A 14,726-nucleotide genomic window follows, 5' to 3' on the forward strand; every position below is an offset into this window, starting at 1 on the left:
AAATGATTGCCCGGCCCATGGTCGGACCGGGCTGGCTCTGGGGTGGTGCTATTGCAGGACCATGGTGCTGTCGAAGCCCTCACAGGTGTGCTGCGGAGCCGCATCGGCAGTGACCGGTTGCAGCGCGGTGTGGGCGACATGGTGACCGATCTGATAGCCCAGCATGTCGCCGACCGCATTCGACCGGCGATAGTGCACACCGCCGATCAGGCGCGATTCAGATTCTTCCTCGGCAAATTGCTGGAGGCTGTCATAGTCCTTGCTCAGATTGGCCGCGCCCTCGAACCGGATTGGAAACGGCTCGGCCCCGAAGACGGAGGTCATGACCTCCAGCGCGGCGCTGCCGCTGGTGCAGTGCTGGCAAGGGTATTCCGGATGCATCGGCGCGGGGATGCGCGATTCCCACACCATGCCCGCCTCCAAATCGGGATGGTTATAGGTCGTGCCAAGCGCCTCGACCGCGGTCTGCGGCCGCCACAGCGCATAGGAGTATTTTGCGTTGAAACCGGCAATCAGCGCGTCTGTCAGCGCGACGTTCAGCAGGGCAAGCATGCGGGTCTCTTCCAGCAGCGGCAGGGCGCAGGCGCGGCTGCTGTTGCGGGCCAGCTGGTTCCACGCGCCAGATCCGGATCCGGCGTGCAGTTTGGCGATCTCGATCTCTTCCGGCGTGGCGGGGCTGTCCTTGCCGCCGCGGGTCACCACTTCCAGAAGGCCCTGCTTATATTGTGCACTGTCGAGCGACGGCGGCGGTGGCACCCGGAAATGGGTTGCGGATGTCAGCACAAAGGGCGTCATCTCCTTGATCTTTGGCGCCACCATCGCACGCTCTGACGTGGGCTGATAGACACCGGCGTCCGCTTTGGCGGGCGTAAAATCGAGCGAGAAATCCGCGCCATCCTCAGCCCGGACAGCCAGGACCGCAGCCGCGGCGGCACTGCCGAGACGCCGCCCGGCTTCGCGCGCGGCCTCATCATCGGCGGCGTCAAAATAGGTCGCCGCCATCGCCTCGAAATCCTGCTGTTTCTCCGGCATCAGCTCCGACATCACCGACAGCGCCGCCTGTGCCACAGCGGCCTCTGCCGATGCGGAGGTGTCAACCTCGCCTTCATAGGCATAGGGCGTGTAGAGCCCCTGGGTGGCATTGGCGGCATCAAACATCGCCAGATGCAGTATGGTCAGCGTGCGCTGCCGCTCGGCCCCCGTCCATTTGGCTTCGATCAGGAGGGGCGCAACGCTGTCCTGCACATCCGACGCCACTTCCGCCCGGGCCAGCGGCGCCGATGCGAGGGTCGCCACAGCGCTGCAAAACAGCAAAGTTTTAACTTTTTGGAATCCAGAGTTCATAATCTCACCTCAAAAGACACAGTTCCCAGCCGAGTGTGAAACGGTCCGATTGTTCGCACAAATCGAAACACCGGAGGTCTGACCCCGGCAAATCCGAAGCCTCCACGCGGCTGGGACATGCGCGTCAGATCTGGCCCAATACGGCCCACCACAGGAAGTCCAGCGGCACCAGCAGGCAGAGGCTGATCGCAAACAGGGCGAGGCAAAACCGGATCACGGCACCGGCGCGCAGGTTGCCCGCCTGGATCGCCACCACCAGCGGCGGCGCCTGGAACGGCAGGAAAACATTGGAAAATGCCAGCACCTGCGTCATCAGCACCGTGCTCACCGGCAGGCCCGCGGCACTGGCCAGATCGCCGGCCATCGGGGTCATGACCGCAGGCACCCCCGGCAGGCTGGTCGCCATGGCCACCAGTGTCGACATGCCGGTCAGGACCGAGAGGTTCCACACCGGAGTGTCCGGCGACAGGTTGATCCAGTCCCCGGAGACCTGCACCAGCGCCTCTCCCAACCCGGCATGGCCGATCAGGGCCCCAAGCCCCATGATGCCCGCCACGAACAGCAGCGCCCCATAGCTGAGGTCCTGGTTGATACATTTTGGTCCGGTCATCCTGAGGCTTGGCCACAGGCACAGCAGCGCCGCCGCAAGACCGATCCAGGCGGGCGAGATCCCGTGCCAGGCATCCGCCAGCCACAGCGCCAGACACAGGGCAAGGATCGCGATCAGCATCCCCTGTTCCCGGGTCACGGGCTCTGCCTCTTGCGCCTCCAGATCCGTGCGGTTTGGCAACCGGTCCGGAAAGAACACCAGTGTCAGGCCGATGATCACACCGGATTTCAGCAGCCCCAGAACCGGGAAATGCAGCAGGAGGTAGTCGAAATAGGAGAACTCCAGCCCATATTGCGCTTCGCTCATCCCGACGAGGATCATGTTGGGCGCATTGGCAGGCAGAATGGTAAAGGCCGGCGCAAAGGTGGCAAAACACGCGGCAACCAGCATACCCGTGCGCCCGTTGGAACGGGCCTCAAAGCCAAGCTGCGCCGCCAGCGCCGAAATCACCGGGAGCAGGATCATGATGCGCCCGATCGAGGACGGCACCAGGAACGCCAGCGCCACGCTGCCCGCCACGATCCCGGCGAGGGTGCCGGTGTAGGTGCGGAACGGCAACCGGGTCAGCAGCCGCGCCACCTGCGTGTCGAGCCCGGTGAACTTGATCGCCGCGCCAAGCACAAGCCCGGCAAACAGCAGCCAGAAGGTCGAGGTTTCGAACCCCGAAAACACCGTCTCCGGCGGGGCGATCTGGGTCACCATCGCCACCAGGAAAAAGGCCAGCGCCGTCCAATACTCCGGCATCACCGCCGTGGCCCAGAACCCCAGGCACACAACCGCGATCGCCGCCACTGGGGCGAGATCGGGCGAGAGATACGTTTGCGCGGTGGTCCAGGCCAGGATACCGAGCATCACGATGATAAGGATCTTCCACACCGTTGCCGACAGGACCAAAGGCGGTTTTCCGATCGGGATGCTGGCGGACGACAGGGAGACCTGCTCTGCTTTCTTGCTCATGTCACGTTCAATCCAATGCTGAATATATCAAGCAATTCTGTGTCGAGCGTGACCGTGGAAATCCAATCGATTTATCCGAGATGAGGCCCCGGCAAACCAAATGCCTCTCGCGCGCAATCTGGTAAGAGGCTGTAAGATAAATAAAAAGGTCCCCCTGATGCCGCACGGCATGAGGGGGACGACAGACCGTTTTCACGAAAACTCGATGACGCCGCCGAAGCGATCATCCCGATCAGGTCAATTCCCGTTGCAGTTCCCGGACCTCATGTGCCAGCCGGTCCAGCATCGGATCGGCGATGCCCTGCGACGTCAGATGCTCGGCGGTGTTGAACAGATAATCGACGTTCGGGCCCCGCTCACCGGCGGCTGTCGCGATCATCCGGGCCTGTTGATCCGGGGTGAAATCCCCGTATTGTTCGTGGTCGCGGTTCACCACATAGGTAAACGCCTGCACCACCCGCCCGTCCTGCAACCGCAGCGGGGCGATGATTTCACGATAGGCCGGATTGAACAGCTCCCGCGCGCGGATGGAGGCCATGACCGGCTCTTCCTCGGCGGGAGGGATCGCCAGTGCCACCCCCTCGCAATAGCTGTCGTCACCCGCATCCAGCGCCAGCACCAATCCGGGGTCCGCAAAGGTGCCGCGATAGCGCAGCGAGCGCAGACAGAACCGTCGATGCCAGCCGTCCAGGCGCGCCACGACCTGTTCCTGCGGGACAAAGCCCGGATCCCAGATCAATGATCCATAGGCAAAGACCCAAATACATTCACTCATGTCGCCTCCAATCGGTTGCGGGCTTGGTGTTCAGTCCAGCTTTTCATAAGCGGCAACGAGACTGCTGTAGGGCGGCAGGAACAGCGCATGCACCTCCGCGCCGACCTGCACCGGCTGGCGAATGTCATAATGCAGATGGATGGGAATTTCGGTCAGCCAGCTGTTGCTGACGGTGCCGATGCGATCGCCCTGTTTCACGCGATCCAGTGGCTCTACGGTGACGCTGTCCATATCCAGATGCACATAGCGATGCAGCGCACCATCCGGCGACTGCACGGTCACCGCAAACCGCCCGATGTGAGAGACCACCCCGTCGGTCGCGGCGACCGTCCAGTGGACACCTTTCTCGCAGGTTGCAGGTCGCAGATCCTGTCCGCTGTGACCGCCCGAGCTGCACACCGCGATGTCGCTGCGGCGAAACTCACAGAAGTTGTCCCGCCACGGATAGCTGTAGTTGACGGCATCGCAGGAATCCCCCTCCGGGCCTTTGGCCCCGCCGATCGAAAACGCGTGCGAATTGGCATAGGCCGGGCCGCTCTCCATCGGAAAGCGCATATCAGGAAAGAACACCACCGGGCTCTTTACCCCTTCGCCGCTGTTTTCCACCAGGTCACCCGGCGCGTGAAAATGGGTGTCGGCGAGGCCCTGGCTGGCAGCCAAGGCTACAAAAGCCGTCGCGGTCAGAGATTTACATGCCATTGGCTTGTCCTTTCACGACAAAGAGGGTTTCGGCCAGGCTGGTCAGATAGTCGGGTTCCGTGCAGCGGGTGTCCGTGGTCGGCGCGTCGCAGGTGATGCGCAGGGTGTAGAAGGCTCCGAACCGCTCCAGGCTGTAATCGGCACCGGTGCCGATATTCTCATAGGCGGTGGGCTGATGATGCAGTGTCAGCGCATCCCCCGCCTGCAACACGGATTTTGAACCGGAAATCGACACCTGGATGTCCTCTTCGGCGTAGAACGCCGCATAGGCTGTCCCCTGACTGACGAAACCGGGGGTCGACAGCTCTGCCGCGCCGCCAAACAACATCACCGGCAGCGCGGTGGGATCTGCGCTGCCGGGCAAGGCGAGAAACGCATCGGTGACGGCCTGTTCCTGTTCGGCGGTCTGCACGGCGGCGGCTTCGGCGGCGGGCCAGTCGATGCCACGCTCGACCAGTTTCGCCTGTTGCGGCTCTGCCGCAGCCAGGGCCCCTGCCCCGGCAAGCAGCGCGATAGCGCCTGCGCACCAAGGGCTTTTGGTAATGATTTTCAACATGTTGATCTCCATTCTGTCCGGGTTTTCCACCCAATCCGCGCTCACGCGGTTTCCAGATTTCGGGACGCTGCCTTGGCCGGTTTCGCCGCCGGCCGGGCCTTGCGCATCATCTGGTTCATGATATTGCGCCGGTGCATTTCCTCGGTGCCGCCCACGCTGCAAAAGGCCAGAGCATCCCGAAGGAAGGTCGATACCTCGCCCTCGTGATAGCCCCGGCTGCCGTAGAGCTTGAGCAGATCCACGGCGCCTTCGGTGATGGCGCTGGCCCCCGCCAGCTTGGCGATCGAGCAGGTCATCACCGCATCGGGCGATTGCGTCAGCAGCTGATGCAATGCGCCGTAGGACACCCATTTGGCGGTATCCGCGGCGATGCGCATATCGGTCAGCTTCTTCTGCACATACTGGTGATCCACGATCGGCTGACCAAAGGTCTGCCGGGTCTTGGCATAGGACAGCGCCTCGGTCAGCATCGGGTCACACAGCGTCGCCGCCACCAACCCGTAGTAGAGCCGCCCGAGCGAGACAAACCGCACCAGGTTGCGCAGCCCTTCCCCCGGCACGCCCAGGATATGGCCATAGTGCAGCGGCACATCCTCGAACGTCAGCCCGCCGGTCGGCAGATCGAGATTACCGAGTTTGCGATCCTGCGGGCCGATGGTCACGCCCTTGCTGTTCTGGTCCACCAGCACCAGCGAAATACCGTCACGCGCATGGCCTTCCAGTTTGCAGACCACCAGCGTGAAACTTGCGACCGGCGCATGGGCGATATTGTACTTCTGACCATTGAGCACGAAGGTCTCGTTCGGACGCGGACTCAGGAAGGTGGAGCTGGCGCGCACATCGGTGCCGGTGTCGGGATCGGCGATCGCCGTGGCGCTCAGCTGGCCGCGCAGGATGCGCCGGAAATAATCCGATTTCTGCGCCGGTGTTCCAAACAGATCCAGCGCATAGGCCATGCCCGCCTGGGCGATCACCGACAGCAACAGGCCCGGCGTGCGGATGGTCGAGGCCAACCCCTCCAGCGCCGCAGTGAAATCCCACCAGTCGCCCCCGCGTCCGCCGTAATCCTTCGGCACGATCATGTGCCAAAGCCCGGCGCTGCCCAGTTGATCCCAGGTTTGTTGATCAAAAGCCCGCCGCCCCAGGTGCAGCTCATCCCGGTCGGTCCGGCTGCCAAGGGACGCAAATTCCGACCGGATCGCCAGCTGCTTTGATGTCCAACTCAAGTCCATTTGCGCTCTCTCCTTCTGTGATCACGCCTTGCGAGCCAGCGAGATCAGCTCTCGCCCTGAAAGTTCGATACGCGGGTCTTGAAGTCTTCGGGGATCGGGTAGGTGGATTGTTTTTCGTAGTCGAACATCACATGCACCGACAGCAGCTTGGCAACCACGCGCCCGTCGGCACTGCCGTGGCGGATCTCGTGCTCCATCTCGAAACTCTTGCCACCGAACTTGGACACGGTGCTCAGCACCACAACGGTGTCACCGTAGTGCGCCTGGCTGATGTATTCACAGGCGGTCTTGACCATGATGTGCGGCAGTTTCTGGTCCTTGGGCAGCTCCAGCAGTGCATGCATGTATTCCAGATAGGCCGACTGCATGTAGTCGTAGTAGATCGGGCTGCTGACATGGCCCATGGAATCGGTATCGCGGTAACGTACCTCGATGGCGGTCTCAAACGCGCGCTGTGTCATTGGGGGATACTCCTTTAGGGGTTGGTGCAGAAACTTCAAAAGTGGCGTCGCGACAGCCCGAGTGTTTCAACGGGCCATGGATGGTGAAGCCCATGGGGACCTGGCCAAAGGCCCGCAGCACGTGCAGGCCGTGTTTCTCGGCGGCAGCCAGAGTGGTGATGCAGCCATCACCACGCCCGGCCGCGACCTCGGCAGCGGCATGCGCGTTGCTGGCGGCGTAGATGCGCTCCATCTCGGGCGGCAGCAGTTTTTCGGGGGCAGGATGTGTCTGGCACAGGGTCGGCATCTCGCCGGTGACCGATGCCAGGACCATGTCATCGGTCATCATGATAAACACATCGAGAAGACCCAGATGCGCGATGTGCTCGTAGATGATCGAATGGAGCTGGGGATAGGCGACAACGCTGAGGAGCACCGAACAGCCGCAGGCCGCAACCTGTTCCGCCGCCTGTTCCATTGACCCGTGCAGGGCCAATTCGGCATTTCGGCATTTCAACGCGGCCCATTTCAAAGCGGCTTTTTCGCAATTAGTTCCGGCGGGCCCCAATGTATGTACTTTTTTAACCCAATCATAATTCCCGGAGGTTTTCTTGCTATATCGATCATCAGGATCATCCATAAGCGCGACGTCCATTCAAGATTCCTCCAAATGGGATCACCAATTGACTCATCTACATTTCACTAGACAGGCAAACATCTGCATCGGCCGATGTTTGTCTGTTTTCAATTTATCGAACCGAGCCATTTATCGCGGCCCCTGATCACATATGATCGAATGATGCACTATGTCACAATTCGGAAAACTTGAGGGCTCCTATCAGCTTTGGTGACACGGGTTTCAAGCACCTGCCACAGCACAAAAAGCGCGCTCGCAACCGAGCGCGCCAAACCTCTTCCAACCAGCTGATTTCAGCGATGTGTTACGATCACCATCCCGATTGTGCCCTGGGCATAGGGCCCCGGAACACAGACTGAGACGGGTGGCTTACGCTGCCAATCCGTCGCGCGCCGCAGCCCCGAACAGATCCTGACAACGCGAGAACCAATGCTGAACCGGATCATCCTTGTCCAGCAGGTCCCGGGCACCAACCACCCAGCACCATTGCATGGTTCCAAACACAATATAGTCTGGAAACAGAGGTTTATCGCCGCAAATCCAGGGCTGCTTCTCCAGCGTCTTACGCAAGGGGACGAGCCTTTCGGTCAGAACGTCGCGTTCTGAATCGCCGCGTTCGGCCAGGGTTTCCAGTGAGACACCGAATCGCTCTTCGCGCTTGGCCCGAAAATACGCCTGATCCGATTCGCTCATCACGTTGTACATATCCATCGCCACGATGACCGATAGCGGCGGATGCAGCATGGTCAGGCAATAGGTCTCAAAGAACCGCGCCATCCGGCGCCCTCCGTCACCTTCGAACAGGCTTGGTGCATCCGGGTAGGCCTCCTCCAGATACTCACAAATATCAAAACTATCGCCCAGCACCCGGTCCCCGTCCCGCAATACCGGGACACTGTTAAATGCGCCGTCTTCGATTCCCTTTATCGTGGAAAAATCGACTGGTTCTATGGAAAAATCCAATTGCTTGTGATGGAGCGCCATAATTACCTTCCACACATGTGGAGAGTAGCTTTCACCTGCTTTTCCACATAAGCTATACAGAGTTCTCATACCGGCCTCCTGCGCCAAATCATAATTTCACATGATTTTGGTTTAACGCGAAACATATCCCGCGGCACAAGACAAATTTCTGCCGTTGTCCAATTTTAACTCAACAACACAGATATTCATGAATTGAAGCGATGCGCAGATTTCAAGTTCACCCCGTGCACCGGGCGCGCGACAGAGACGGGGCACTCCCCCTCATCCACAGGACGACACACCCTCAGCGCCGGTGAGCCCATCAGGGCCCTGCGGGGCGCGCGCCTAAGCGAGTTGAAGCGCCGGCGGCTCTGCCAAGCTCCCCGACTTCATCAGATCGGAGAACAAGGCGTTGACGGCATCAATGGCCGGGTCGTTGATACGCGATGACAGAAAGCCCGACATGATACGCGCCGTCTTGCGCACCTCATGCAAGAGGGTGACATCCTCGGGTTTGGGAAACCCTTCCTCTGCATTGACATGAACCAGCCCGACACCGGCGCCACTGGCCACCAGCGTTCGGGTCACCGTCTCATCATCCACATTGATCACACGCTTTGGTTGTATATCGTGCTGCTCCATCAGCGCCTTGGCCCAGCGGCCGCAACAGCCATCCTGAGACGAGACAATCCAGACCATATCGGCGAGTTGCCCCCAATCAATCGCATTTCCGGCCTGGACCACCCCCACTGGCGCTGCCAGGTGAATGCTGAAACGTGAAACTTCCGTTAATGTCAGGTCGGGCATATCTCCCTCGGGCTCGGTGAAGAATCCCATGTCCAGTGTTTCGTTGCGCAGCCCGTCGATCACCTGCGCAGAGGTCAGATGCTTGAGCTCGATTTCCAGCTCGGGAAACCGCTCTGAAATCAGGTGCAGAAAGGAACTGACAAAACCGTTGCCAGAGTGGCGCCCGGCCCCAAGCGCAAATTTTCCGACGATACTGCCTTTCAGGCGTGTTGCTTCTTGTAGAAACCGCTTGTGGCGCTCCAGGAGCTGGGTCGCCTCGCCCAACAGCCGCTCTCCATCGGGGGTTACGCTCATGCCACGGGACGTACGCTCAAACAGGGCCAGCCCCAGCGCCATTTCGATTCCCTTGATCTGGGCGCTGACAGAGGGCTGACTGCGGCACAGGATGTCGGAGGCACGGGTGATGCTGCCTTCTTGGGCAACGGTAACAAAGACTCTTAGCTGTTGAATATCCAAAACTGTTCTCGTTCGTTTTTCACGCAAATACCCTTGATCGGTCCACGGGGTTGGCGGAGACGTTCGACCTGTTCAGCTCTGCGATGCGACCGTCCAGAGCGGACAGGCGCATGGCGTGGATGCTGATCCAGAACGTTGCACTTCGGCCCCCAGAATACAAGCTAAACGTGCAAAGCTATTGCTGTGGACAGGCACTATTCTCACGCCAACGACAATAATTGAGCATGAGATGCCGCAACTGCACGGTTTGCCGACGGCGCGCGCCAGATCACGCGAAATAGCGAGGCCGGAGCGAACGCTGCGCCGCAGCAAGGTATGCCGGGGATAGATGCATGCGCCACGGGGCGCGGCCCGCGCGAGGCGAAGGCTCCGCCGTGGGCGGGTACGGCGCTCTCGGCGATCCGCTCTCCGCCGAACCAGATACAGAAAACCGACAGGCGTTAGGCGGATCAACAGCCTGCACCAGACCTTCGCCCCACCCCTTGAAGGGTCGAACTCAGCCGATGTCGGCGCGCCTGGGCATGGTGCTTTGCCGCATCATCACCTCGTAGCCCAGATCGACCACGGCAGGGCCGGACCATGTGCCGTTCAGCTTTGCCAGCACAATTTCCAGCGCCATCTGCCCCATGTCGAACCGACGGGTCCGGACGCTGCTGAGAGAGGGATTCGCCGCCGACATCACCTCCAGATCATTGAATCCGCAAATCCCAAGCCGATCCGGGACGGACAGCCCCGCACGCTGTGCCTGGAACAAGGCGCCAAGCGCGAGGTCATCATTGTTGCAGAAGATCGCATCCACGTCCGGCGCCTGCGCCAACAACTGCTGCAACATCTCGGCACCTTTGGTGACCGATGACGCCTCGGGCGACGTCATCACGCGATCGGTGTGAAACACTCCGGCTGCCGTGGCTTCGGCGCGAAACCCGTCAAACCGGCGCCGGGTGCGCGGGTCCATTCGCGCGCCCAGAAACCCGGGCCGCCGGTAGCCCTGTGCCAGGAGATGCCGAGTCGCCGCCTGCGCCGCGTGAAAATGCGAAAACCCCACGCAGGCATCGACGGGGTTTTCTCCCGTCTCCATGATCTGCACCACCGGGCAGTCGAGGCTTTCCAACAGCGCACGGGCCGCTGTGCTCTGATCGAAGCCACTGACCACAAGACCGGCGGGTTTCTGGCTGGCAAACAGCCGCAGGGCGTTTTCCTCTGTCCGGGCGCAATAGCGGGTGTTGGCCAGCTGCACGTCATAATCCGAGGGCTCCGAGGCCGCGTAGATCCCTTTCAGCACTTCGGCAAAGACGCTGTTGGTGACCGACGGGATCAACACGCCGATGACGTTCGACCGCCCCGTCGCCAGATGCCGTGCGGCGGGATTTGGCACATAGCCGAGTTCCGCCACAGCCGAATCGATCCGCTTGCGCACGGCCTCGGAAACCATGCCGGGGCGGCGCAGCGCCCGCGACACGGTGATCGCACTGACGCCGGCCAGCCGGGCCACGTCATCCAAAGTTATTCTTTTCTTTTCGGACATTGGCGGAATTTGTCTCCCTTTGGGAAATATCTTTCTTGACGAATGACAGCGCTGTCAACATCATGACAGCGCTGTCATTTAATGGTGGCGCTATCAGACGGCGATTTGCGAGGAGGCAGGCACGCAGTGCGACATATTCTGGTCATGGGCGTTTGCGGTGTGGGGAAATCCAGCGTCGCGGAGGCAATCGCCGCCGCGCTCGACGCACCCTATGTGGAGGCCGACAGCTTCCATTCGCCCGACAATGTGGCGCATATGCAGGCTGGCCGGCCGCTGACCGATGAGATGCGGCGCGACTGGCTGGAGGTCATCGGCGCGGAGCTGGCGCACCAGCCCCGGCCCGCGGTTCTGGCCTGTTCGGCGCTCAAGCAACGCTACCGTGACCTGCTGGCAGCACAGGCGGGCGAGATGACCATCATCCACCTGACCGGCGCGCAGGATCTGCTCGAACATCGGGTTGCGTCCCGTCCGGGCCATTTCATGCCCCCCAGCCTCGTCCAGAGCCAACTTGACGCGCTGGAGCCGCCGTCGGGGCCCCATGTCACAGAAATCGACGTCGCGTTGTCACTGCCGCAGGTGGTGGCGCGGGCGCTCGACTTTGTCCGGAGCCGAGGAGGCGGCACCGGACGCTAAACCCAAACCTCACACAGAACACTCTCAGGGAGGAGACCCATGAACCATCTGATCAAAGCAACCCTCGTTGCCACCACCCTTGCCGGCGGCGCCCTGGCGCAGGACTACAGCCTGCGCTTCCAGTCGTCGGACCCGGCGGGCAACCCGAACTTCCAGCTGCAAACCCGCTGGACCGAGATGGTCGAGGAAAAGACCGGCGGCAAGGTCGCCATCGAACTGTTGCCGGTGGAAAGCATCGTCGCCCATAACGAAACCCAAGACGCGATCGCGGCGGGTATCCTCGACGGCCATGTCACCGACACCTCCTATTTCTCCGGCAAGGACCCGGCCTTTGGCCTGATCGCCAACCCGGTCGGCGCTTGGAGCGCGCCGGAGGAAATGTTCACCTTCATGCGGACCGGCGGCGGCAATGAGCTGATGCAGGAGCTGCTGGCCCCCTACGGCCTGCATTTCATCGGCGCCACCACGCCGGGGCTGGAAGCCTTTGTCTCTGCCGTGCCGCTGGAAGGCGTCGATGACCTCAAGGGGTTGAAGATGCGCGCGCCCGAGGGGCTGGTGCAGCAGGTCTTTGCCGCAGCCGGGGCCGCTCCGGTGAACCTGCCGGGCTCCGAGGTCTTCACCTCGCTCGACAAGAAGGTGATCGAGGCGGCGGATTACACCGTGTTCTCGACCAATCAGGCGCAGGGCATGCATGATGTGGCCAAACACCCGGTCTATCCCGGCTTCCACTCCATGCCGCTGGTCGAGATTTCGATGAACAAGGCCAAGTGGGACTCGATGCCCGCCGAGATTCAGACCGCGATCACCGAATCCGTCGAGGAATTCGCCGACCTTCAGGTCGCCACGCTGCGCGAGGCGGATCTGGCTGCGGTCGAGGCCGCCAAGGCCTCTGGTGAGGTTACGGTCCACGACTGGCCCGCCGCCGAGCGCGCCAAGTTCCGCAGCATCGCCACCGGCGAATGGGAACAGGTCGCCAGCCGCTCCGACAATGCGCAGAAAGTCTATGACACGCTGACCGCCTATCTGAAGGGCGCGGGCCTGTTGAACTGAGCCCAACCCCAACAGCGAGGGGGGGGGGCCGATGCGCCCCCCTCTACCATCACGCAACACCGATCATGACGGGAGGACCGGCCTTGGCCGAACAGGAACATGCAACAGCGCCGGATACCGAGGGCCCGGGTCCGATCCCGCAGGCCGGGCGTCTGGGGCGCTGGATCGACCGCGGCGGGCTGGCCTTTGCCGCCGGAATCGTGCTGGCCATGCTGATCCTCATCCAGGAGGTGATCCTGCGCTATGTCTTCAACGCGCCCACCATCTGGGCGCATGAGACGACGATTTTCCTGTGCGGCATCGCCTTTGTCTACGGCGGCCTCTATTGCACCGCCCGCGACCGCCATATCCGCGTGGTGCTGATCTATGACGCGCTTTCGCCGCGCTGGCGGCGACGGTTCAACGTCGCGATCTCTGTCATCAGCGGTGCGGCGGCGGCAATGTTTGCCTGGGCGGCCTGGACCATGGTGGCGCGCGCGATCTTCATGCCCGACGGCAGCTTCCGGCTGGAACGCTCGGGCAGCGCCTGGGACCCGGTCTATCCGGGCCTGTCGAAGCTCTTCCTGTTTCTCGTGCTCGCCGTCATGGCAGTGCAATTCGCGGTGCTCGCGGTGAACTACCTCAAGGACAAGAAATGACCGAACTGTTTGGCTCCTTTCAGGCCCTCGGCATCGAGAGCGCAACCCTGTTGATGTTCGTCATGCTGCTCGGTCTTCTGGTCACCGGCATGCCGCTCGCCTTTGTGACGCTGCTGGTGGCGCTGATCTTTGCGCTCGGGTGGACCGGGCCGATGGTGGTGCCGCTCATCACCAGCCGGGTCTATTCCTTTGTCGCCAGTTTTGTCTTTGTCTCGGTGCCGATGTTCGTCCTGATGGCGGCCATCCTGGACCGCTCCGGCATTGCCCGCGATCTCTTTGACGCGATGCGGCTGGTGGGCGGGCGGCTGCGCGGCGGCGTGGCGATCCAGACCATCATCGTGGCGGTGATCCTTGCCGCGATGTCCGGCATCATCGGCGGCGAAGTCGTCCTGCTGGGGTTGATCGCCCTGCCCCAGATGCTGCGGCTCGGATATGATCGCAAGCTGGCGATCGGCGTGGTCTGTGCAGGTGGGGCGCTCGGCACCATGGTGCCGCCCTCCATCGTGCTCATTATCTACGGGCTGACCGCAAATGTGTCGATCGGGGATCTCTTTACCGCGTCCTTCCTGCCCGGGCTGATGCTGGCCGGATTCTACGTCGCCTATGTGCTGATCCGTGCCTACCTGAACCCCGATGTCGCGCCGGTGGTCGAACGCGATGAGGTGCCGATGGCGGAGAAACTGCGTCTTCTCAAGGGTCTGGTGTTGCCCCTCCTGGTGGTGGCCATGGTGCTGGGCTCGATCTACGGCGGCATCGCCAGCGTCACCGAAGCCTCTGCCGTGGGGGTCGCGGGCGTCATCCTGTCGACACTGGTACGTGGCGAGTTTTCCGTGGAGCTGTTGAAAGGCGCCGCCCTTCAGACGCTTCAGACCGTTGGCATGATCGTCTGGATCGGGATCGGTGCCTCGGCCCTTGTGGGGGTGTTCAACTTCATGGGCGGCATCAACTTTGTCTCGGCGCTGATCACCGGCATTTCGGACAATCCCCATGTGGTGATCCTGTTCATGATGGCCATTCTCTTCGTGCTGGGCATGTTCCTCGACTGGGTCGGGATCGCGCTGCTGACCATGCCGATCTTTGTTCCCATCGTGACCAAGCTCGGCTTTGATCCGGTCTGGTTCGGCGTCGTCTTCTGCATGAACATGCAGGTGAGCTTCTTGTCGCCGCCCTTTGGTCCGGCGGCCTTCTACCTGAAATCGGTGGCCCCGGCGGACATCAGCCTTGGCGAGATCTTCCGGTCGCTCCTGCCGTTTATTGCGCTGCAGATCCTGGCGCTGGCCATGCTGATCGCCTTCCCCGGCATCACCGGCAGATAGAGCTGAAAAGCAGGAAAACACCGACATCCGGCATTGCCGAACTCAGTCTTCGTGATGCCCGAACGCGCACCCGGCCACAGCTGCACCG

The 14,726-nt window shown here is 61.7% G+C and carries 15 protein-coding genes; 4 read left to right on the forward strand and 11 right to left on the reverse strand.

Going from position 1 to position 14,726, the window contains the following annotated elements:
• Nucleotides 1-48: 48 nt before the first annotated feature.
• From ACXAF5_RS20725 to gntR, 11 genes are all read right to left on the reverse strand, one after another.
• Nucleotides 49-1,344 carry a vanadium-dependent haloperoxidase gene (locus ACXAF5_RS20725; protein ID WP_474948056.1) on the reverse strand — a complete coding sequence of 432 codons (1,296 nt, stop codon included), beginning with the start codon at nt 1,342-1,344 and terminating at the stop codon, nt 49-51.
• Between the two features lie 124 nt (nt 1,345-1,468).
• Nucleotides 1,469-2,911, reverse strand: coding sequence for an SLC13 family permease (locus ACXAF5_RS20730; protein WP_474948057.1), 1,443 nt, complete (start codon nt 2,909-2,911; stop codon nt 1,469-1,471).
• 232 nt (nt 2,912-3,143) lie between these two features.
• The gene (locus ACXAF5_RS20735) at nt 3,144-3,686 is read right to left on the reverse strand and encodes a gamma-glutamylcyclotransferase (RefSeq protein WP_474948058.1); all 543 of its coding nucleotides are present in this window, start codon (nt 3,684-3,686) and stop codon (nt 3,144-3,146) included.
• Nucleotides 3,687-3,716: 30 nt separating this feature from the next.
• On the reverse strand, nt 3,717-4,385 hold the full coding sequence (locus ACXAF5_RS20740; protein ID WP_474948059.1) for a M23 family metallopeptidase: 669 nt from the start codon (nt 4,383-4,385) through the stop codon (nt 3,717-3,719).
• Nucleotides 4,375-4,941 carry a hypothetical protein gene (locus ACXAF5_RS20745; protein WP_474948060.1) on the reverse strand — a complete coding sequence of 189 codons (567 nt, stop codon included), beginning with the start codon at nt 4,939-4,941 and terminating at the stop codon, nt 4,375-4,377. The genes ACXAF5_RS20740 and ACXAF5_RS20745 overlap by 11 nt, the downstream gene beginning before the upstream one ends.
• Before the next feature lie 41 nt (nt 4,942-4,982).
• Complete coding sequence (locus ACXAF5_RS20750) at nt 4,983-6,173, reverse strand: acyl-CoA dehydrogenase family protein (protein ID WP_474948061.1); 1,191 nt, start codon at nt 6,171-6,173, stop codon at nt 4,983-4,985.
• A 44-nt stretch (nt 6,174-6,217) separates the two neighbouring features.
• Nucleotides 6,218-6,634: an acyl-CoA thioesterase gene (locus ACXAF5_RS20755; protein ID WP_239368373.1), complete on the reverse strand. Its 417-nt coding sequence runs from the start codon at nt 6,632-6,634 to the stop codon at nt 6,218-6,220.
• Complete coding sequence (locus tag ACXAF5_RS20760) at nt 6,615-7,268, reverse strand: prephenate dehydratase (protein ID WP_474948062.1); 654 nt, start codon at nt 7,266-7,268, stop codon at nt 6,615-6,617. The genes ACXAF5_RS20755 and ACXAF5_RS20760 overlap by 20 nt, the downstream gene beginning before the upstream one ends.
• A gap of 351 nt (nt 7,269-7,619) precedes the next feature.
• Nucleotides 7,620-8,303 (reverse strand): glutathione S-transferase N-terminal domain-containing protein, encoded by a 684-nt coding sequence (locus ACXAF5_RS20765; RefSeq protein WP_474948063.1) that lies wholly within the window; start codon nt 8,301-8,303, stop codon nt 7,620-7,622.
• A gap of 255 nt (nt 8,304-8,558) precedes the next feature.
• On the reverse strand, nt 8,559-9,476 hold the full coding sequence (locus ACXAF5_RS20770) for a LysR family transcriptional regulator (RefSeq protein WP_474948064.1): 918 nt from the start codon (nt 9,474-9,476) through the stop codon (nt 8,559-8,561).
• A 496-nt stretch (nt 9,477-9,972) separates the two neighbouring features.
• The gene (gene gntR, locus ACXAF5_RS20775) at nt 9,973-11,001 is read right to left on the reverse strand and encodes an HTH-type transcriptional regulator GntR (protein ID WP_474948065.1); all 1,029 of its coding nucleotides are present in this window, start codon (nt 10,999-11,001) and stop codon (nt 9,973-9,975) included.
• 126 nt (nt 11,002-11,127) lie between these two features.
• Here gntR and ACXAF5_RS20780 point away from each other — a divergent pair, with 126 nt between their 5' ends.
• The 4 genes from ACXAF5_RS20780 to ACXAF5_RS20795 all read left to right on the forward strand — a co-directional run bounded on the left by ACXAF5_RS20780 (nt 11,128) and on the right by ACXAF5_RS20795 (nt 14,638).
• Nucleotides 11,128-11,634, forward strand: a complete 507-nt coding sequence (locus ACXAF5_RS20780) for a gluconokinase (RefSeq protein ID WP_474948066.1) — start codon at nt 11,128-11,130, stop codon at nt 11,632-11,634.
• A gap of 39 nt (nt 11,635-11,673) precedes the next feature.
• Nucleotides 11,674-12,684, forward strand: coding sequence for a TRAP transporter substrate-binding protein (locus ACXAF5_RS20785; RefSeq protein ID WP_474948067.1), 1,011 nt, complete (start codon nt 11,674-11,676; stop codon nt 12,682-12,684).
• 65 nt (nt 12,685-12,749) lie between these two features.
• Complete coding sequence (locus ACXAF5_RS20790; protein WP_474948068.1) at nt 12,750-13,322, forward strand: TRAP transporter small permease subunit; 573 nt, start codon at nt 12,750-12,752, stop codon at nt 13,320-13,322.
• Nucleotides 13,319-14,638 carry a TRAP transporter large permease gene (locus ACXAF5_RS20795; protein ID WP_239325325.1) on the forward strand — a complete coding sequence of 440 codons (1,320 nt, stop codon included), beginning with the start codon at nt 13,319-13,321 and terminating at the stop codon, nt 14,636-14,638. The genes ACXAF5_RS20790 and ACXAF5_RS20795 overlap by 4 nt, the downstream gene beginning before the upstream one ends.
• Nucleotides 14,639-14,726: the final 88 nt, after the last annotated feature.

This window comes from Epibacterium sp. ABV4_022 (genome assembly GCF_056159345.1).

Coding starts and splice junctions, on each gene's coding strand:
- ACXAF5_RS20730 (WP_474948057.1), bottom strand. CDS start 2,911: ATGAGCAAGAAAGCAGAGCAGGTCTCCCTGTCGTCCGCCAGCATCCCG.
- ACXAF5_RS20740 (WP_474948059.1), bottom strand. CDS start 4,385: ATGGCATGTAAATCTCTGACCGCGACGGCTTTTGTAGCCTTGGCTGCC.
- ACXAF5_RS20755 (WP_239368373.1), bottom strand. CDS start 6,634: ATGACACAGCGCGCGTTTGAGACCGCCATCGAGGTACGTTACCGCGAT.
- ACXAF5_RS20735 (WP_474948058.1), bottom strand. CDS start 3,686: ATGAGTGAATGTATTTGGGTCTTTGCCTATGGATCATTGATCTGGGAT.
- ACXAF5_RS20795 (WP_239325325.1), top strand. CDS start 13,319: ATGACCGAACTGTTTGGCTCCTTTCAGGCCCTCGGCATCGAGAGCGCA.
- ACXAF5_RS20760 (WP_474948062.1), bottom strand. CDS start 7,268: ATGGACGTCGCGCTTATGGATGATCCTGATGATCGATATAGCAAGAAA.
- ACXAF5_RS20745 (WP_474948060.1), bottom strand. CDS start 4,941: ATGTTGAAAATCATTACCAAAAGCCCTTGGTGCGCAGGCGCTATCGCG.
- ACXAF5_RS20725 (WP_474948056.1), bottom strand. CDS start 1,344: ATGAACTCTGGATTCCAAAAAGTTAAAACTTTGCTGTTTTGCAGCGCT.
- ACXAF5_RS20765 (WP_474948063.1), bottom strand. CDS start 8,303: ATGAGAACTCTGTATAGCTTATGTGGAAAAGCAGGTGAAAGCTACTCT.
- ACXAF5_RS20785 (WP_474948067.1), top strand. CDS start 11,674: ATGAACCATCTGATCAAAGCAACCCTCGTTGCCACCACCCTTGCCGGC.
- gntR (WP_474948065.1), bottom strand. CDS start 11,001: ATGTCCGAAAAGAAAAGAATAACTTTGGATGACGTGGCCCGGCTGGCC.
- ACXAF5_RS20790 (WP_474948068.1), top strand. CDS start 12,750: ATGACGGGAGGACCGGCCTTGGCCGAACAGGAACATGCAACAGCGCCG.
- ACXAF5_RS20750 (WP_474948061.1), bottom strand. CDS start 6,173: ATGGACTTGAGTTGGACATCAAAGCAGCTGGCGATCCGGTCGGAATTT.